The organism is Pseudomonas sp. TSRC2-2, from assembly GCF_049897785.1.
Lineage (GTDB): Bacteria > Pseudomonadota > Gammaproteobacteria > Pseudomonadales > Pseudomonadaceae > Aquipseudomonas.
The window spans coordinates 228,675-246,890 of the sequence record NZ_JAFCWZ010000006.1; the positions used below are offsets into that span (position 1 = coordinate 228,675).

General features: G+C 55.2%; 14 protein-coding genes and 1 pseudogene. 8 read left to right on the forward strand and 7 right to left on the reverse strand.

The features are described from left to right. Window positions 1–5: 5 nt before the first annotated feature. The 4 genes from dsr1 to ACP7D9_RS14305 all read right to left on the reverse strand — a co-directional run bounded on the left by dsr1 (window position 6) and on the right by ACP7D9_RS14305 (window position 7,548). Window positions 6–3,785, reverse strand: a complete 3,780-nt coding sequence (dsr1, locus tag ACP7D9_RS14290; protein WP_426158101.1) for an anti-phage defense-associated sirtuin Dsr1 — start codon at window positions 3,783–3,785, stop codon at window positions 6–8. 355 nt (window positions 3,786–4,140) lie between these two features. Beyond that, window positions 4,141–4,443: a hypothetical protein gene (locus ACP7D9_RS14295; protein WP_426158103.1), complete on the reverse strand. Its 303-nt coding sequence runs from the start codon at window positions 4,441–4,443 to the stop codon at window positions 4,141–4,143. A gap of 138 nt (window positions 4,444–4,581) precedes the next feature. After that, window positions 4,582–6,288: a DUF4942 domain-containing protein gene (locus tag ACP7D9_RS14300; RefSeq protein ID WP_426158105.1), complete on the reverse strand. Its 1,707-nt coding sequence runs from the start codon at window positions 6,286–6,288 to the stop codon at window positions 4,582–4,584. Between the two features lie 438 nt (window positions 6,289–6,726). Continuing rightward, window positions 6,727–7,548, reverse strand: a complete 822-nt coding sequence (locus ACP7D9_RS14305; RefSeq protein ID WP_426158107.1) for a GIY-YIG nuclease family protein — start codon at window positions 7,546–7,548, stop codon at window positions 6,727–6,729. Between the two features lie 192 nt (window positions 7,549–7,740). Here ACP7D9_RS14305 and ACP7D9_RS14310 point away from each other — a divergent pair, with 192 nt between their 5' ends. From ACP7D9_RS14310 to ACP7D9_RS14340, 7 genes are all read left to right on the forward strand, one after another. Continuing rightward, window positions 7,741–8,073: a hypothetical protein gene (locus ACP7D9_RS14310; protein ID WP_426158109.1), complete on the forward strand. Its 333-nt coding sequence runs from the start codon at window positions 7,741–7,743 to the stop codon at window positions 8,071–8,073. 116 nt (window positions 8,074–8,189) lie between these two features. After that, entirely contained in the window at window positions 8,190–8,381 is a 192-nt protein-coding gene (locus ACP7D9_RS14315) for a hypothetical protein (RefSeq protein WP_426158111.1), read from the forward strand. A gap of 10 nt (window positions 8,382–8,391) precedes the next feature. Next, window positions 8,392–8,622, forward strand: coding sequence for a hypothetical protein (locus tag ACP7D9_RS14320; RefSeq protein WP_426158113.1), 231 nt, complete (start codon window positions 8,392–8,394; stop codon window positions 8,620–8,622). Between the two features lie 342 nt (window positions 8,623–8,964). Next, window positions 8,965–9,375: a hypothetical protein gene (locus ACP7D9_RS14325; RefSeq protein ID WP_426158115.1), complete on the forward strand. Its 411-nt coding sequence runs from the start codon at window positions 8,965–8,967 to the stop codon at window positions 9,373–9,375. A 131-nt stretch (window positions 9,376–9,506) separates the two neighbouring features. Beyond that, the gene (locus ACP7D9_RS14330) at window positions 9,507–9,731 is read left to right on the forward strand and encodes a hypothetical protein (RefSeq protein ID WP_426158117.1); all 225 of its coding nucleotides are present in this window, start codon (window positions 9,507–9,509) and stop codon (window positions 9,729–9,731) included. A gap of 415 nt (window positions 9,732–10,146) precedes the next feature. Further along, complete coding sequence (locus ACP7D9_RS14335) at window positions 10,147–11,565, forward strand: hypothetical protein (RefSeq protein WP_426158119.1); 1,419 nt, start codon at window positions 10,147–10,149, stop codon at window positions 11,563–11,565. A 308-nt stretch (window positions 11,566–11,873) separates the two neighbouring features. Continuing rightward, window positions 11,874–12,116 (forward strand): hypothetical protein, encoded by a 243-nt coding sequence (locus ACP7D9_RS14340; RefSeq protein WP_426158121.1) that lies wholly within the window; start codon window positions 11,874–11,876, stop codon window positions 12,114–12,116. Here the strand turns inward: ACP7D9_RS14340 and ACP7D9_RS14345 are convergent. The 3 genes and pseudogenes from ACP7D9_RS14345 to ACP7D9_RS14355 all read right to left on the reverse strand — a co-directional run bounded on the left by ACP7D9_RS14345 (window position 12,094) and on the right by ACP7D9_RS14355 (window position 16,491). Then, on the reverse strand, window positions 12,094–13,821 hold the full coding sequence (locus ACP7D9_RS14345; protein WP_426158123.1) for an ATP-binding protein: 1,728 nt from the start codon (window positions 13,819–13,821) through the stop codon (window positions 12,094–12,096). The genes ACP7D9_RS14340 and ACP7D9_RS14345 overlap by 23 nt on opposite strands. Window positions 13,822–13,952: 131 nt before the next feature. Continuing rightward, window positions 13,953–14,610, reverse strand: a pseudogene (locus tag ACP7D9_RS14350) (SOS response-associated peptidase). 171 nt (window positions 14,611–14,781) lie between these two features. Continuing rightward, window positions 14,782–16,491, reverse strand: coding sequence for an SEC-C metal-binding domain-containing protein (locus ACP7D9_RS14355; protein WP_426158125.1), 1,710 nt, complete (start codon window positions 16,489–16,491; stop codon window positions 14,782–14,784). A 556-nt stretch (window positions 16,492–17,047) separates the two neighbouring features. On the opposite strand from ACP7D9_RS14355, the gene ACP7D9_RS14360 reads away from it, so the two are divergent. Beyond that, window positions 17,048–18,169 carry a hypothetical protein gene (locus tag ACP7D9_RS14360; RefSeq protein ID WP_426158127.1) on the forward strand — a complete coding sequence of 374 codons (1,122 nt, stop codon included), beginning with the start codon at window positions 17,048–17,050 and terminating at the stop codon, window positions 18,167–18,169. Window positions 18,170–18,216 lie beyond the last annotated feature (47 nt).

Sequence of the window (18,216 nt, forward strand, 5' to 3'; positions counted from 1 at the left end):
TACCTTCATTCCTGCCCACGCATGCGTAGGAATATCACCAACTGTTCATAGCGATTATCCCCCTCTAGCTCTGGTGTAGCGTTCCGGATTGCTGCCAGACACGTGGAAAGATCACTAGGCGGCCACTGGGTTTGTTCACCTACCACCCGGCTCAGAAAATCAAGGGCCTGTTCAGGGAAAACTCTACAAAGGTTAGCTTTGTGGAGCATACGCACCGCAGCGTCTGGATGACCCAATGGCTGTAGCCACGCACCAAGCATTTCCAAAGCCTCAGGAAATGCTTCACCCGCCGCAATACACAATCGGGACATTGCTTCGGCAATTACCGGCGTCTTAATGGCATGGTCTTTTGGCCAGAGGTTATTGATAAAGGGGGCTACCCGGTTTGCCCAGTAGTCCTTACGTTGATCACCCGCTCCTTCCAGTGCATTAACCAACGCATTTGCGGCGTATCTCAACCCTTCTGAAGGAAGTGCGCGGACAGCGCCAGCAAGCTCGGAGTGGGTGAACGTATCGCCCGGATCCAGTGCGGCATAAGTCAAAAGTGAGGCGTATTGCACACGATGTTTGCCCAAGGCTTCATAGTGACGAGCGGAATCCAGAAACGAGCGCTTCAGCATCCCCATCAGTGGGCGGTATAAGCGGGGCGACCAAAGAAACCCCTCCCAGGCCGCGCGAGCTTCATGCTCAGAGATCTGCCATTCAAAGTGAGGGAGCAAGTGTTCCGTAGCCCAGTCATGGTCAACCCGGAACAATGCAATAACATGGGCCGCAAGCAAGACACGCCCATGCCGATATTTCTCAATCCTGCCATCGCAGAGCTCCGTAAAGGTGGGCTTAAGCTCGACAGGCAACCCCTGCCCGTCCTCCAGAGACTGCCGGTACCACCATTGGAGCAACGCCTCAGTGACTTGACCCACGGGATGATTGATGGCTTGTCCTACGGGATCGTCCGTCTCACTGCCGTCGCGGTTGTGCAGTTCCAGGGCGCGATGCCCGAGCGTGAAGAATTCCTCCTCGTGCCCAACAAAGGTTTTAGCGATGGTTCTCAGCCAAGAGCTCACACCGTGAGTCAGTGGCTCCATGGCCTCATCCGGTGCTCCAGCCAATACGGGTGCCATATAACGCCAGGCGCGTGAGAGGTGCTTGCCCTCAGACCATGCCTGCAGCGCCTCGCGCCAGCGGCCTGCCGGCCAAAAATTCTCTTGCGCCAGGGCCCACAGGGCGCACGCTGTAGTTGCAAAGTTGTCGCGGCAACGCTCCCGCCAATCATCCTGCTGGAAGTAATCGGCGTCTGGATGTTGCTTTAGCCATTGGACCAATTCACTGCGTCTGCGTGGTGTGGCAGTGAATTTTCGCCAGTCATCGCCGCTTCCGGTCCAGTATGGAAATTCATCGCTCTGATCTTGCGTCAACTCCCACTCCGGGTACTGCCGGCTGAGCGCATCCAGGCGCTCCTGCGCAGCCGTGCTCAACGTGGCGCCGGCGCCGACGACCTTAGCCAGCCGCTGCCATACCTCCCTATCTAGAACACGAGCCAGGCGGTCGTGGTCTGTACCGTCTTCAAACATCGTGAGAGACGGGCCGGCAAGAATGGCGCGTTCAAGCTCCAGGACGATCTCAGGATCGCCCCGCTCCGCCAGGGCAACGAGCAAGCGTGTGGATTCACGCACTGTCTCCAACGACCAAAGCCACCAGTGGTCATCAGCTAATAACCAGTCAAGTGCACGACGACTGTCTATGACATGCTCTTTAGTTGCAGCAAAAAAAGCCAGGCGCTTGAAAAGAGGATATTGGATAGTCCACCAGAGATCCGCCTCGAGGGCTGCGCGCTCTGGCGAAACCGCAGCCGTGGCAAGCCAAGCATCCCGCGCCAGCTCGATTAGCGCTGTCCAGTCGTAGTAGTCGTTGTTCTGTGGGTGCACATCAATCGATGGCTGGTGCGTGTACGAGTTGTCACGCCTGTCGTCAGCCCCACCCAGCTCTCTCATCAGGTCGAGCGTGTCTCGTAACAGGCCCGTGAAATCGGTGAGAAGCCCGGGCAGTGCTCCTTGCCAGCGTTCGTTACTGGAAAGATCCTTCAGGTTGGAATGGACGTCATCCGCAACCAGGACGATCTCCCATCCAACCAAATCCCTGAGTTTTTGTTGCTCTTGGCCTTCGCCAAACTCGTCGGAGAAGCCGGATGGAGCACGCAACGAAACACGTGGCGACAGTAGTTCCCTGAACTCAAGACGAAGGGACGACGTAAGCCCATCACGATTGAATCTATTTCGCCAACGGTATAAATCGATTGCCCGCGGACCGACTTTGACGCGGCCACCGAGCAGCAGCCCCCATAACGTACGCATCAGAGGCCCGGGTATCGCATTCGGAGCACCGGCTCGCATTCGGGCCAGTTCGGCGGTTTTACCTTCACGCTCGAGTGTGGCCAACTGCTCTAAGGTGTGCTCGATCCATGAGGCAAAATTGAGATGCAAACGACCACCCCAACTGATGAGCCAAAGCAACAACGCGGGATCATCCAAGTGGCGAGTCAGCCACCGAGCCAAATGCCCCATCACCGCATCCCACTGACTGCTGACACCCTCGCTTTCTACTACGCACATTAAGGGGGCCAGCGGGTAAGGCAAGGGCCTACGCATCAAGCTGAAGGCAAGCTTTTTGTCCAAGCAAGTATTTGGAGGGACACCATACCGTGCAAGGTCGATATGACCGAAGCGCGCCTCACTCAATGGGGTTAGCCAATCGAGCGTAGGCACCGGCTCCAGATCGGCGAAGCGCTTGGCTGGCAGGCCGTGTCGGTCACTTAACGCCCAAAGCAAACGGCTCACGAAATCGTCCTGCTTGGTGCTTGCCAGCGGACGAGCAATCGCGCTTTCAACAACGATGCGTTCCTTGCCGCGCACACCGTCGCGGTAGGTTGCCGACCATGCCTGCAGCGTCTTGTGCAGGTACGTATGACGGCGGTGTTCCTTGTACAGAATCGGTGTGACGTTCTTTGCCTCCCACTCGTGGGCTCGATCGTCTTCCTCGCCTCGAGAGTAACTGCCGAACGCGAACATTTCCGGAGACGACTCTCCCAGCAGGCGGTCGGCAGCAAGAGCGTCCATCATGTAGCGCAGAACGGGGTCGGCGATGCTGTATCCCACAAAACAGACGGTGTAATTGCGGAACAGCTCACTGACGAAACCCGCGGCCCACCGCTCAGTGAGATAAGCCAGGCCAAAATCACCGCTGGAGATCACCAGGCGATCCAATTCACTCGCTGTGGGGGACTCGCTCAGTAGGCCGTGAAGATACACCAACCCGTCCCAACGATTTTTTGGCACCGGTAACAGGGGGGCTTGGAAGACGTGAACCGGAAATGTCGCAGCGGGAATCACCTCTTCGAACAACCGGTCGAAGTTGGTAGTGATCAACCGCATGCGCCCATCGCGAGTCTTGCCCAGGTTCAGCAGGGCCTTGTGGGTAGCGGTTGCATTGGGCGAGCTCAGGTCTGGCGTGAGAATGCTCGCCATAGTCCGCCGAACTCTCTCACGCCCTACTACAGCCTCAAGCAGTCCGACGGCGGTGTCGTACTGCTTGGACTTGATTGCCAGTTTCTGCACTGCACTCGCATTGGGCTCAAGGCGTCTATACAGCCCCTCAACAAGACCGCGAAATCCTGGCAAGCGTGCCGGGTAGGAAATGCCTGCCCCACAGAAGAACACCACGCGCCCCTCTTCATGCGCCTGCAGCAAACGTTCGGGAATGTAGGGGCCATTTTGGACAAATTGTGGCATTCAGCGGACCTCATAAATCAGCCGCACCCGGGCAACCAGCAGCAGCGGGCGGCCCGCTTCTGATAATGGCGGGATGTTCGACCTTGTTGGAGATGACATCGACGGGCAGGCGGTCGATGGTAGTTCGATTGGCCGTCAATGCCACGGGAGCTGCGCCTGCATCTGTCAGGGTGATGAGTCCATCTCGCATTGGCTCTCCCTGAGTAATTTCCAGACGGCATCAGCAGCGAATCCAGTAGTCTGGCACAACAGTCAGCGGCATGCGCAGTCGGCGCCGCCGGTTTCGGCCTGCGCAACTGCTTCGGATTCATCTCCCGGTGGAGAACCTCTCGACAGTACATCCTCGATCAGGAGATCAATCCTCCGACTCCAGGTAGATGCGCCACATTCCATACTGCTGGCCTTCCTTCCAACTGCCCTCTAGCTGGCGACCATCTGCCAGGTGCAGCGTTCCGCTCGCCTCGAAGCCTTTACCCCTGATGAGATAATGCCCCTCCCCCTCCACTTCTCCGGCGTACTCAACAAGCTCGCCGTCGTTCATGTATTTGACGATCAGCTGCTGGGGAGAAATCTCGACGATGCACTCCGCTTGCAACTTTGCGGGAGCATGAGGATAAAAGGTGTCCATCTGCGACTTGGCGAAACGTTGAGTGCTCATTTGCTGGCGTCCTGATCAAGTTGTCTGGCTGGGTGCGCATCGAGGGCGCGGATCAGGATAGTAGAGGTGCGCAGCCAGCACAGGCAAACTCAAAAGCGCGATCATAACCCTCTCAGGGCATCCAAAGCGCGCACTCGCTTATCCCTTACGCGCCACCAGTATTACCACCGATACAGTGGTACCGGCGAAAGCATTCTCGATGACACGTGACCACTCCAAATCGAACCCGGGGAGCATGTCTTTATTCTTCGCACCGGCGGGCAGCACAGCCGTAACCTGTCCGCCGGCTTTGAGCAGGCCCGCCGCCGCGGTGAGGTGCGAAAGCCAGCGCCCTTCGCTAAAAGGTGGGTTCATGACTATGCGATCGAATCGGTCGACCGTGGTTCCTGCCCAGGTCAAGAAGTCCGCTTGGGTGACGTCGAAGCCCTTGGCTTCCAGCACCTTGCAATGCAGGTCGCTGATCTCGACGCATCGGGTTCGGCCCTTAGGCATGTGATCCGCGATGCCGCCAATGCCGGCAGAAGGCTCCAAACAGGTGTGCTCGTCGCCAATGTCGGCCAGTTCAACGACTTGAATAGCCAGCTCATCGGGGGTCGGATAGAACTGGTGAGCTCGCTGATCAGGCACACAGCCACTGATGATGATTTCATCTAGGGCTTCGCGTGGGCTGAACTCGAATTCAAACCAGACGTGGGCATTCTTGTTGTGGCGCACCCCTCCGATCATGGCCAAGATCTTCTCGGCCTCAGACTGAACCGCCTCACTGCGATCGCCGTAATCGAACTGAAGGGCGTGTGGGTTGGCCGTCAGCGGGGGCCTCGGTTCTTCCCAGCGATCATAGCGGATTGGCCTGTTTGGCTCGGAGCGCATCTTGGACAGCATGGTGATCACCGCAAACGGAAGCGGGCGACCGAACACTTTGTGCTGCTTGCCCTTGGCCTTGGGTTTGGTTCGGAAACTGGCCGGAATGGCCGCCGGGTACAAGCTGGCCAGCACCGCATTTAGGCGCCAAGCCATGTCGGGATGGACCTCAATATGGCAGGTGCCCTTCTTGTACATTTTCATGCGCAGGGTGCCGCCATCAACCTCGTACCAGTCCCCTGTACGACGCCGGAACACCTCCAGCAACGGCCCAGTGTCGCCGTGGCGAGGCTCCTCGCGCCCCATGAACTTGGCAATGACGCAGCGCAGATCGTTCAGGTAGCCAGCACGCTCGTAATCAATGTTGTCGTAGCTGTTGATCATGTCCGCAACAATCATGCGCTTACCGAAGGCGGCCGGGCTGTTCGTTACGTGTTCACCCGAGAGCGCGCGGAATATACCGTCCACACGCTCGGCGAAGAATTTGGAGCGGGCCAGCAGCAAGTCGTTCAGAGTCGATCGAACCGACTTCTCCTCGAAGTCCGGCAGCGGGTGCACCTCCCATTCATCCTGCGCTTCATTGTTATGTCGACGAGATGATGACTTCTTGCCCATGGGGTTGCGGATCTGTTCTTGCCACTCGGAACGGCGTTTCTGAGGCATGCACTCATAGACGTCAGTGAGCGCCAGCGCTTTGCCCCAATAGGAAGCATTGAGCGTGGCAATCGCTGGTTCGAGTTGCATCAAGCGCGCAATGTCGGTGGTGTAGTAGCGGCCCTGATCGCTCGTATTCCCTTCCATGAAGTACCAGAGTGCGCCGCTGTATCCCCCTCCAGTCATCATTTCGTGCAGTTGCTCGATACGCCCACGCTCAGAGAGGTAGCTGCCAATCAGACCATCCACCAGGTCAGCTGAAGCCGGCGCGAAGAACTCGGATACGTCCTCAACGATATCGCCGATTTTTGCGTGGGAAAGGTCTGTCATGGGGGTGATCTCGTACAGTTTTCGATACTGCCGAAACCCCCAGTCAAGGAGGTGCGTTTACGCGATACGACAACCGCTTAAGTGATGGACTCATCGATAGACTTTCGACCCTTAATTACTTCCCAGCATTATGTTCAGCCGAGGTGTGGCTGGTGCGAATGCAATGCCCTGTTCGCGAGTGCCAGGCCTCTGCCTGCCTCCCAATTACCGATATTGAAACGTCGCGCTCTTTATAGGTCCCCAAATCTGATGTGTGCTGCATGGGGCTAGGAAGAACGCTTGGGCTCATTGCATTCGTTCCTAGTGTCTCACCACTTTTCAGAATGCAAGGGGTCATCCTGCGGCTCGCAAGCAGCTCAAGCCTCTAAAAGCGTGGGATCTGGTAGGGGATTTTGGACAGCGATCGCGCGATCGTTGAGTGTTCTAAAAGGACAACGATTAATTGAGGTTGTAACCGTGCGACCTGGTCAGCAAGATTTCCTTCCAATGGTTTTCGCGCGCATCAATTTCCCCCGGCATCGCGTGCAGATCTGCGATCTCCAGCAATGAGAATCGAAGATCCTTTTCGCGTTCGGGCGGAGCATCAATTCCAAACTCCCGCTTGAGCGCAACGTTGTGGCCATGGCTGGTTGTCGAATACGTACACCAGCGCCCCCAAATGCCGGTCTCCCCGTCGGCCTTGCCCACGTAGAGCTTCCCGGTATGGGTATCGGTGATGAGGTAGATGCCCTTGACGCTCGACAGAGCCGATCGCCAGGAATCAACGTTCTGCTGCACCACCACATCGAGCTGGCTTTTGGTCAGGTTGACCTTTTTGAACCCGGGGAAATGGCCAATGCTCAGGCGCTCGGCCAACAGCTCGGTCACTGCCAAGTCACCAGCTAGGGTCACACCGTAAGGGTAGGAGTTACGTTTGGTGTAGTTGCTGGTCAGATAGAGCCGCCCCACCCACTCTTCGGCCGCTGGCACACGCACCAGGGTGTAGATGTAGTCAGGCTTCGGGGCATCTCTTTCGACACAATCCATTGTCCGAAACAGACCCGCAAACAACCAGCGGGTTGGACTGCCCGCCTGAATCAGCGATACCACGTAGGGCAGCTTGAAATTGCGGTTAGTTTGCTCGCTCTGCCAGGTGTCGAAGCCTCCCTGTATGAAAACGTCGAGCGGATGATCCACGCCGTTGTACCTGGCCAGGTGTACCTTTGCCTGTTCCGGCGTAAATGACGGCTCCCACAGCTTCAACAGATCGAACAAGTTCAATGCAATGCTCCCTAGTGGTCAGGATCGGGAGTTTATTCGTTGGTGATGAGGTGTGCACACCGTAGGCTTGCAATCCCCCAGGAGCTGATAATATCGACCTAATAATAGCGAGTTGCCCACGGGCTTTAGCGCCAGCTTTTTCCGTTCACGCTGGCGCTTCGAACCATTTTCTACCTCATCATGGAATGTCCAATGCAATCAATTACCGAAAAAGAGAAAAGTCTCTGGGACACAGTGGCAATGCCACAAGCAAGCGATTGGCAGCTCCTCAGTGATAACCCATCGGTTCTTATCGAGCTGAACACCGTCCTGATTAATGCGCTGCATTTCGCCAAATCCGGGACAGACGTCACTTTTGGGGAAGTTGCGGAGCAGATTTTTCCAGCGCTGGCGGTAATAGACAAGAAGTACCCCGACAGCGGAGTGACCGACTCAGAGGGCTACCTGACGGTCGCTCGATTCTTTGCTATCAACTATTCGCCGGCCATCTACGATTTTCTTCGGTATTACGGAGCAGAGCCGTAACCCGGATCTCGTCAGCAATCGCTTATCTGCACCCTCAAGCCCTAGCCTAAAAACTGGGGCTAAGAACGTAGAGATAGGCGCGATTCACCCTCCCAGGATCGAGCAGGGAAAACAGCATGAAGGAGCAGCACGAATACAGCGACGCTGATCGTCTCTACGGCGCTTGGGTCGGCGTTAAAGATCGAATCCACCGGATCGATTACGGCATAGCAAATGAAGAATACCCCGGCCAACGCGACGATTTGCGTCTTGAGGTAAACGAGTTGGCAGGAAAGTACCAGAAGCTCACTGGGCAGCTCCCCAGCTAAAGGAAAAACCATGACTCAACACGCACCAATATCACTCGAGGCTGTGGCGGGGCTGTTCGCAGTCGCCACGGGGCAGATTGCTCATGTCAATTATGGTTCCTGCCCTGACACAGTAGAAGGCGCGCTTGTTCGGGATGATGATTGCCCGGCCTGCCAGTTGCTTCTGGCCGCTGATGCTCAACTGCGTGAAGCCGGTGTGACCCTGCCAGCATTTATCGCCCCGGACGAAGCCAGCAATTGAACGGGAAAACCGGTAGCTACACCTACCTGCCTACGTCGCAGGTTTCGACCTATTGAGTTCAAGCCGGTCGAGGAATTTTACAAGGTCACTTCGGCTTGCCGGAGCTTTTAGGATAAGGAAAGAACAGTGAACATCTTCACGGACTGGTTTCATGGGACACCCTCTACCATCGCTCAATGGACGTTAAGTGGACGTGGTGCCCTCAAGGGGAGTGCACCACTCCACAAAGGCTTATTTTTCACGACGAGTCGTGTGTTCGCTTTGGGCAGCGCTTTGGGCAGCGCTGGTGGGTCGACAGCTAGTCCAAACGTGTATCAGGCAACTGTCAGACCAGGGGCACGTGTGCTTGATATCTCCGCCCCGGGAGTGACGTGCTCTCCTGAGGAGTCGGAGAATCTGCGTCGGCTCGTTGTAAGCCGCCGTCCAGGCAAGGGCAATATCCAAGCTGAATACCTGGAATACTGGGTAAACGGCTGGTGGACGGGCGATATCATGAAGTATGCGCCCAGACCCGGAGATCTGCAGATGGAACTGATGGCCCATCTCGCTCTAAATCAGCGTAAAACCCCTGCCGGCCAGCATGCCTGGAATCTAGTTCAGCAGATCACGCGGGACTGCATCGAAGACATCGTCGATGCTGCAATTGCTGCTGGCTACCAGGCTGTTGCCGGCAACGAACGGCAGGACGGGGTGACTTATCCAATCCTGATCGTGCTCGATCCGAGCATTCTGACATCCCCAAAGAAGGTCTGACGCCGCCCAGGCCCGACCTACAACGTTGGGCCGATCGATGTATAGGGGCGGTGCCACGCCGCCGGCAAGGCCATCTCACAGTTTCAACGTTTCGGGGTGTATGAGCCCCCTCCCACAGTTGGGATACCGCTATGAAGGGATCGAGTGCCTACGTTACCGCCCAGGAACTGGAAGGATTGCGTGACGTTACCGGCTATCTGAGTGCGATGCTTGAGGGTACCTCGGGTGACGCTTCTCATTTGATTGCGGCCAAAGCTGCGTTGCACAGCGTGATCGAAAAGGCGGAAAAATCGAGGCGCTCGACATCTCGGCGCGACACCATCAAGGTGGCATTACGGGCCGCGGAAGACAGATAGGATTTATGGTCAAGGAGGTAGAGCAACGTGACATCCGTATGGTTTATCCAGTCAGTGCTATGGACACTGTGCGCAACAGCATTTGGGGTTTCGTGCTGGAACTATTCGCGCTCTGCCGAGGCAAGGCGCGACCCAGAAAAATCAAGGCGCAACTTCCAGACCGCTATGCACGCGAGAAGCGATTCGGGCATCGGTGAAGCCGAGTTTTCGAAGATTGAAAGCGCCCACTATCGTCCCTACCAGACGCGCTTCAGAGCTGCGCTCCTCGTAGGTCTGTGCTTTATGGCTGCTGGTCTGGCACACCTGTTCGCCTAGTCGCGATTACCCTCTGGCTGGACCTCAACTTGGTCCAGTGAACCAAACCTCGGCGGCGACTATTTCATCGTATTTCTACCCCACTCAGAGTTATTGCCGCATGTCCAATTCACGCCGTGTCAATTTTTTAAAGTCCACGCGAAAAATCCTTGCAGGCAACGCGGGCCACATGTGTTCTTTCTATGAGTGCGGGAAACCCACCATCGGTCCCGAAATCAAAGGCGACGGTAGCGTTGGAGTGAAAGGAATAGCAGTCGCTGCGCACATCTACGCAGCTTCTCCCGGGGGGCCAAGACCACCAGTTGGCCTTACTGACAAGGAGATCAGAGCAGAGTCGAATGGAATTTGGCTCTGTGCCGATGACGCGCTGAAAGTTGATACCTTTCAGCTTAATTATCCACCTGAGCTCCTGCTGGAGATGAAGCAGGTTCGAGTTTTCGCTCAAAGCCTGGCGCTGCAAAATCCGACCGTCAGCTTTATGGCCCACTCGATAGGCATGAAGCGACTCGACAGAATTGTGCGCAAACACCTGCCTGATCTGGATAAGGAGAAGATCATTGACGCAGTCAAAGCGGCCTACATCCGAACAGAAATCGCTCATTCGACGGTCGAGATCCCCTTTCCAACTGCATCATTCGCGCTCGCAAGCGCCCAAACGCTCAGTCGTGTCATTCGGGAGGTGATGGTTTGCGCGAATCGCAGATTGCAGATCGAGGACCAGGTCTGGCGAGACGTGATTGCAGAGTGGTCCGTCCACTTCGGGAAATTTCTTCGGCCGCCGCACAAGCGCGGCTCGATGTCTGGTCTTGGCTTCGCCAAGATCAGCGCCCGTAATCCACAGACTGGGGAAATTCTGAAAGGCGGCGTAAAGGCTGGTGCTTTTGTGATGCTCTATTACGGTGATGATTTCGCTAACCCGACGAGCAAGCAGATCCTGCTGCGACATACATCCAAACCCTTCAGCCCGCTTGAATGGAAATTGAATGTGAAGCCTGCCTTTGGCACATTCGAGGTCGAGAGTGTGCTCACTTTCTACAATGATGTGAGCCCTCGATATGGCGTGCTAAACAATGAACGCAAGTCCTTCGAGTCTTACGCTGCAGTGCTCGAGAAACTCAGCCAGGGCTGGGAACCAATTGGTTATGTTGGCTTGTCGCTGGGTGAAGGAAACGAAGGGCATGACTACCATCCAACCCCGGTCAGCATCGTTTGCGAGATTGAACCCGAAGAGTTCGAATCAAGGACTCGCCGATGCGAACGCGTCAAACTGGGATACGAGATTGCGGACGAATTCGGCGCGACCATGAATTTCACATCAGCTTTCTTTAACCAGTCCATCACTGACGCGGCGCTATCAGCGGCAGCTTCAGATTTTCTGACGGAGCTGGGGCCAAAGCCGTGGAATTTGCTTCGCACCTCAAAGCCGATCATGCGAGTAGATGATCGCTTCGAGATGTACTTTCAACTCAAGCATATGGTACTGAGCCTGGAGACACGTTTCGTGAGGCGCGACACCTGACTTGGTAATGCTCGACCAAGCCGTTTGGTCAGTTCTGATAGGAAACCCGACATGGCTAGCCGCCGTCAGCCCTTCACCCCTTGCAAGTTGTACATCGACGGCGCAGATGGCCTGAGCGCCGGCGATTACATTGTCACATCTGGTGGGTCAGCCTATCTGGTCCAAGCAACTCGGCCCAGCCCGAGCAAGCCTGAGCGTTTGTACCTGGACTGCCTGCGCTGGGTTCCGGACCAAATTCCCCCGGATGCCAGATGCTATCAGCTCAACTGGTACCGCCGTTAAAGTTGATCAGCAGGAGAAAATAGGCAATGTCTTGGACAGATGCAGCGGCGCCGATCGTCGCAGACGTGATTCGCAACGTGGGCCGCAGCGACATGAAAGCGCTGCGCAAGGCTTTAACCGACGCCTACCCTTGGGGAGAGCGAGAAAACACTCCATACAAGGCGTGGCTGCGCGAGATTCGTCGCCAGTTGGGGCATCCGCTGAACTCGCCTAAGTTAGATCCAGCGGACAAGCAAACTGACATGTTTAAACATTCTCGCCTGTTCTAGCGATGAGACGGCCCCTGAGCCGTCCCAGATCGCGACTTAGCCGCTTCAAATGCGACCTGTGTTCGCCTGACGGTACGATTTCCAGTTTGGCGATGCCGGCGATGTACTTTTGAAACAGCTTGTCAATTAAGAGCCCGAACTCACGACGCATTGTTGCTTCGTGGTAACGGACGTAAAACTCACGGTCGTGATGATGCTCACCCAGTGTCCCATCTAGATGGGCGTACTCGTGAACGAGCAAGGCAATCAATTTGGCCGAGCTACCGCCAGCTGTTTGGCCGCGGATTCCTTTCAGCATTCGCCGATTGATCGCAATGTATGAAACCCCGTCGGTCCAACCGTCCATACAATCCGATACGCCGGCAATAAGTTTCCGCGTCGGGCTGCGCTTACCGTTTGTTAGTTGCGCCACCTCTCGGTTCATCGAGCGCAGCAGCTTCAGCACCAGCAGCTCCTCTGGGGGTAGATCTTTGTCGGAAACGAACGAAGATGTATCGCTGAGGGCTTTCACCAATTGAGCGAACGGAATAAAAATAAAGGGAAAATGCTTCGCACAATCCAGGCGTTCTCTCAACTGCGGGATGACACGTTGAGCGTTGCCCTCTGAAAGTTTTGCCCGAGACAGGTGGAACAAATCCGGCATGATGACCGTAGCCAAACCCTCACGCTGCACACGCTCAGCTATCCCCATGTGCACCCCATCAAAAAGGGTGTATTTCTCTTGCGCGAGGAAATCCTTGGGGGCCTTCAACTCGCCAAACACGTCCGGAATAAACCGAATGCAGCAAGCTAGGTATTGAGTCTGCGGCGCAAGTTCTACCTCTGAAAAAAGAAGTTCATGAAGCAGATTCATGGCCTCCACGCCCTTCAGCTTGGTTACCTGATACAGCCGTCGCGTAAACTCCTCACGAATGGTCTGTGCGATTTTCCACCAGGTTTCGCATCTGTGGGTGATGACAGCGTTTCGGGCCAGGTTTACGTGCAGCGCACTTTTGGATGTTGCTACTCCACCAACACCCACCTCACGAGCAGGGAGGTTGCACACATGGACGCCTCGGTTGAATAACCGTAACTCGAATGCCTGATTATCGAAGCGGTACCAGGCGTGATCATCTTCGTAATCCCAGGATTGCTGGGCCGGCACCTCATTGACTTGCACACCATTAAGCGTCACCGGAACAGGAACGTAACGGATCGTACTGGATAGCTCCGAGCGCTCAAGAATCCCCATCCATTTCCAACAGTCTGAGTCATAAACCTTCCCGGTAATGGTGCATCCTGGGGCCTCCTCCTCATGCTCAATCAATTGGTAACCAAAAAACTGCTCATCACCCTTTAAATCCACTCGCATTTCAAAGCGACCGCTGCGCCAGACCGTACTCGCGTAGGACATGATTTGCCCGCGGCCAATTCGAAAGCGTCCGTAGTGGGCGTCATCTTCATCATGGGGTGTCCCAAACGTCTCGAAGAATCTTTCGATCTCGCACTTCGAGGTAAAGCCGCGTCCGTTGTCACGAACGACGAAGTTACCAGCATCGCTTACCTCGATTTCAATCAGGCTGGCTTCAGCGTCGACGGAGTTCATTACTAGCTCAGCAACTGCTTTTGTCAGCGAGCCGGCCTGTTCGTGAATCAGTGTTTTGATGATCGAGGGATGAACCGAAAAACTGCGTTGCTCAGTGTGTTCAAAAGAGGTTTGCGACATATGGGAATTCCAGCGGAGGGGGACGGAAGCGCAAGAGGCCATGATTCATGGCACTTACTATCTCGTCCCTTTGAGGGGAATGAAGTCTCAATCCGCCCCACGAATGAGCCCTGAAATCGCTGCTGCCCGGATTACGCCTTGCCCTGTGCCGGCTCCGCCTCCGCGATAAGCCGGTCAGCGGGATACGGCCGCATAAACTCCATGCTCTCCTCCGCCGGCGCCCGTAACCAATCCTGATGCACGCCATTCGGCAAGATGACCACCATGCGCTTTTCGTCATCGGGCTTGTGAAAGTTGCGCATCAACTGGTGTTCCGCGGCGTTTATAGTGAGCATGCTATAGCTGTGCACCACCTCACCCCGCCGGATCAACCCAACGCTCCCACAAACCCGCGATGCCTATCAGACCACCATCTGCCCGGGTAATGCGCGTGGGTATCGACTTGCCAGAACGCCAGTCGGGCTCATAGAACGCTGTGCACGGAATTATGCAATGCTGGGCTTTGGCCCAGGCCGATCGGAACGACGGTTTGGACGCGGCCGTTTCACTTCGGCAATTGTATGTGCTGCGCGCGAGCTTGGTGTCCTTCGCCCAGAACGGTAGCAGACCGAACATCCCGACCAGTGCCTCCACAGGGCTCTCTCCCTCCTCGGCCTCTTCGGCTCCTCGAGCACGCAGGAAAGGCCCGATGTACCCAGGCCACAGGGCTGTTTTGAAAGGCTGGTCCGGTGCTGCACCGAACCCGGCCAGGAGCCTTTCTGACGAAGGTGCTTCGTATCGACTACACATTGCCGTACCTCCGATACAAAATCCCATCATAGGCCATCGCTTGCCATCCCCGCAGGTCGTCTAGCGGCTAGGCTTGTAGTTCTACGAAGGCACCACGGTCGCGCTAAAGTTGCACGCCCTCAAGATTAGGTAAGGGTTGGTTGAATCGCCCCCATGCTCACCAATGCAGCCCTAACGGCCATGGCAATGCTTAAACTTCTTGCCTGAGTCGCAATGGCAAGGGTCATTACGTCCCAATTTCTCCCCCCCAGGCTCGCGGGTCAGAACTGGAGCCGAAGGCTGAAATGAGCTACGCGAAGTTTTTTTCACGTCGACAGCGGTGCGGCGCGGGTTTATGCACGCCTCACGATAAAGATATTTCGTGTTTTGTTCTTTTGCGTGTTGGCCGCGGCTCTCCAAAGTGGATTCTATTTCCTGCTGGCGGGCGTTTCGGTCGACAACAGGAACACCGTCCTTATCGAAGAATGTGCAGATCATTAAATCGTCCACGCCCGTCTCGCGATCTGAGCCATTATGGCTAATATGCGCTCGTACCCGCCCTATCAGCCTTGACGAAATTGCCAAACAATCCTGTCTCAGGCTGTGGGGGTCATCATCTTTGCATATTGTTTCGTAGCAAATTTGCAGATAGTTCACTGCCTTAACTAAACTTTTGAAATCTGGGGAAAGTGCCTCAGTTATCTCGGCAAAGCATAGTGCGGCGCGAGCACGATAAGTCCGATATTTACCGTGACGAACGAGGCGCTCGAACTGAGTGATTGCATCGATTTTTGATCGACCAGGGATTCTGCCGGCCTGAATCCAGCAAGCCAGGTTATAGACAGCACCAGGATGATCTTGGCTTGCAGCCTCGGTAAGCCACCTGAGAGATTCTGTATCGTTCTTTGGCAAGACGTTACCGTCATGGTAAAACACGAATAGATTGAATTGGGCCTGCGGGAATCCAGCCTCTGCTGCTACGCGTGTGCATTGCACAGCCGCTTCGGGGTCAACTTTGCCGCCTAACCCTTTCGCATACATCGCACCTAGTTGGCCAAGCGCCTGCGGATGGCCTTGCTTGGCTGCTTTCTCAAATAACTCACGGGCCACACTGAAGTCTTCGATAAAAATTCCAGTGCCGTCGATGTATCCTTGAGCAACATACACAAGCGCATCAACATGATCGGCATCCGCAGCTCGTGAGATCAGCCGTTCACCATCCGACTTTTTTTGTTTATCGACATCGCTTCGATTTACTTCGTAGAAGCCCGCCTGATACATGCAGTTGGGGTGGTTCTCTTCTGCTCCACGCTTAAACCAGTACATTGCCTGGTCTATAAAGGGCCAGGCATCAATGCTGTATCCGTCAGAACGCAAAGGGGTTTTTTGCTTCGTGAGTTGGTCTGCCTTTTCCTTGAAGTAGGACCCCGCTTGGCTCATGGCCTCAACGTCATTTTCCAGCATAGCGAGATAGCACATATCACGCAGTGCGCTGGACTCCACGGCGGCAATTTCGTACCGGGGTACCTCCTCATGTCGCAACTGGTAAACGTGCTTGATCAGGTCTAGCGCCGCATCCAGGGCCTTGGCGATCAGTTTATGGAAATCGTGTTCCTCGAACTGGAAGTCTTCAGGATGAGCCGCTATGTTCCCTGTCTTTTGAAGCGTCCTAAGGGACCGAAGCGCGGCCGGTTTTAGCAGCCTGCGGTCATCCAGGCTCTTAATTTTTGCATCAAGTCCGACAGCGGAGAATTCCTTATCAAGGTAGCCGCAAAAAGCCGACGCCAGCCCCCGGAGGTAGGTAAGCGCATAAATTGGCGTATCCACGCTGAAAGACTTGCCAGCTTGGTAGAGGCGTCCGATTTCGGGCGTTGCGCCCTTAGCAAACTCGATGTCGTCCATGCTTTCCTTTGACCGTCTGTACGCCTGTCTACCCATTTGGGCAGAAATGCCAAGGGCGAGGCAATAAATTGTCGTTTTATCACTGGTTAAATAGCAGTTTGAACCAGTCGCAATACTTTCCAAAAAAATTCGCTTTTGTGTACTAAGCCGAGAGCCGCCCAGACGCATAAAACCCCGACCATGGCCAGATTATTGCGGTGGATACCCAGAAATGGGTTTCACATAGCTGCTCGCAGCCTGCATCGAGCGCGATGTCGGTGGTGTAGTAGCGTCCATGACCGCTCGTATTTGGACCTGCACGCTATGGGACTAGGGCACAACATGGTTGATGCAGCCCCCAAGCTGCCGCCTAATATCATTGCATTCGATCAGCAGTTGAAGCCGGACGCTCTGATCGAAATGTGGGGACGCGTGCGGGGGAACTGGCTACCGTGCCGTGTATGACGCCACCGTTTGTCACGGGTATGGGTGCCGGTCTGGCACGTGTACCCGGACAGAATACGACTACCAGCGCGGTCAATCGGCCGCAAACTCGCGCAATAGCTAAGATTATTCCATGCCGCCAATTTACCAAGACGTACAACTACCGGACCCAGATGGTGACTTCATCGGAACCAAGATCATTGAATGGAAGAGCGGCGATCGCCAAGCTGCCTTTGACTTGGCTGCGTTCTATGAGAGTAAGGGCGAAGAAAATCATGCCCGGTTTTGGCTCAAAAATGCACATGCAACAGAACGTCAGAGCCACGAGCTCCTTCTAGGACTGGCCGTCAAACACACCAACCCCGCATTGGCTCATGAGTTTTTTACCCGCGCGTTCTATCGGCTGCAAGATTGCGTGGAAGAGCTGCACGAGCTCTACGAAAAATATGATCACGTGACTTTGAGGCTGAGCCGCGCCAACTATGCTGAAAATTCTTTTTTCTTTGCATCGATAGTAAAAAAGAAGCACGACCATCTGCTGCGGACCGCAATTCTGACCGGAACACGACCGGTAATCTTTCAGACCAAACCTGGGCCATCGTCCTATGACAATGCACAGTGGGGTGGAGGCTCGCTTTTTATCATCCGCTGGGGAGGTGTCGATTTTGCTGTGACCGCACTGCACGTCATCGAAAATCTTGGCGCTAACAGGAAGGAATTTCGTCTGTTACTGCCAGATAGCCCTGTTCCGCTGGACATGTATGGAGGCATATCTCCCAGCCGGGATCTACCACCAGACAGAGATGAGCTCGATGACATCTATGCCTGGCACATCCGGGGCTATCCAGAGTCCGACGACGGCTTTTGGGCGTGGAATCTTGAATTGTGGAGTAAGCCTGCATCGGATCTTTCGCATGGGCAGCAGCTTTATGCTGCGGGATACCCGGACCTTGACGGGCGGTATGACTGGGAAAATTTCAAGGTCAATGATATTGCGCTTATCGTCACCGGTGTTGCCGCCGGGGTATTGATTGATGGTGTCCACGTGATGGATATCGAAGAAATCGATCACGACCTGAATTTAATGAGTGGTGGGCCGGTGTTCGCCAAATTTGACGACCGGTTCTACTACGTGGGGATGGTTCTCAGGGGGCGATCAGAAGCAAGAAAAATAAACTTCCTAGACTCGAAATATGTGATCAATCTCCTCGACAAACATAACCACGCCCAAGAGGATCAAATAACGCCTTCTTGAATCGGACGCGCCGAGAGGCAGCGAGCCAGGCTTATGATCGCTATGAT

Excerpts from the sequence above, each read along its gene's own strand:
- dsr1 (WP_426158101.1), bottom strand. The coding sequence starts at position 3,785 with ATGCCACAATTTGTCCAAAATGGCCCCTACATTCCCGAACGTTTGCTG.
- ACP7D9_RS14295 (WP_426158103.1), bottom strand. The coding sequence starts at position 4,443 with ATGAGCACTCAACGTTTCGCCAAGTCGCAGATGGACACCTTTTATCCT.
- ACP7D9_RS14300 (WP_426158105.1), bottom strand. The coding sequence starts at position 6,288 with ATGACAGACCTTTCCCACGCAAAAATCGGCGATATCGTTGAGGACGTA.
- ACP7D9_RS14310 (WP_426158109.1), top strand. The coding sequence starts at position 7,741 with ATGCAATCAATTACCGAAAAAGAGAAAAGTCTCTGGGACACAGTGGCA.
- ACP7D9_RS14315 (WP_426158111.1), top strand. The coding sequence starts at position 8,190 with ATGAAGGAGCAGCACGAATACAGCGACGCTGATCGTCTCTACGGCGCT.
- ACP7D9_RS14320 (WP_426158113.1), top strand. The coding sequence starts at position 8,392 with ATGACTCAACACGCACCAATATCACTCGAGGCTGTGGCGGGGCTGTTC.
- ACP7D9_RS14330 (WP_426158117.1), top strand. The coding sequence starts at position 9,507 with ATGAAGGGATCGAGTGCCTACGTTACCGCCCAGGAACTGGAAGGATTG.
- ACP7D9_RS14335 (WP_426158119.1), top strand. The coding sequence starts at position 10,147 with ATGTCCAATTCACGCCGTGTCAATTTTTTAAAGTCCACGCGAAAAATC.
- ACP7D9_RS14340 (WP_426158121.1), top strand. The coding sequence starts at position 11,874 with ATGTCTTGGACAGATGCAGCGGCGCCGATCGTCGCAGACGTGATTCGC.
- ACP7D9_RS14345 (WP_426158123.1), bottom strand. The coding sequence starts at position 13,821 with ATGTCGCAAACCTCTTTTGAACACACTGAGCAACGCAGTTTTTCGGTT.
- ACP7D9_RS14355 (WP_426158125.1), bottom strand. The coding sequence starts at position 16,491 with ATGGACGACATCGAGTTTGCTAAGGGCGCAACGCCCGAAATCGGACGC.
- ACP7D9_RS14360 (WP_426158127.1), top strand. The coding sequence starts at position 17,048 with ATGCCGCCAATTTACCAAGACGTACAACTACCGGACCCAGATGGTGAC.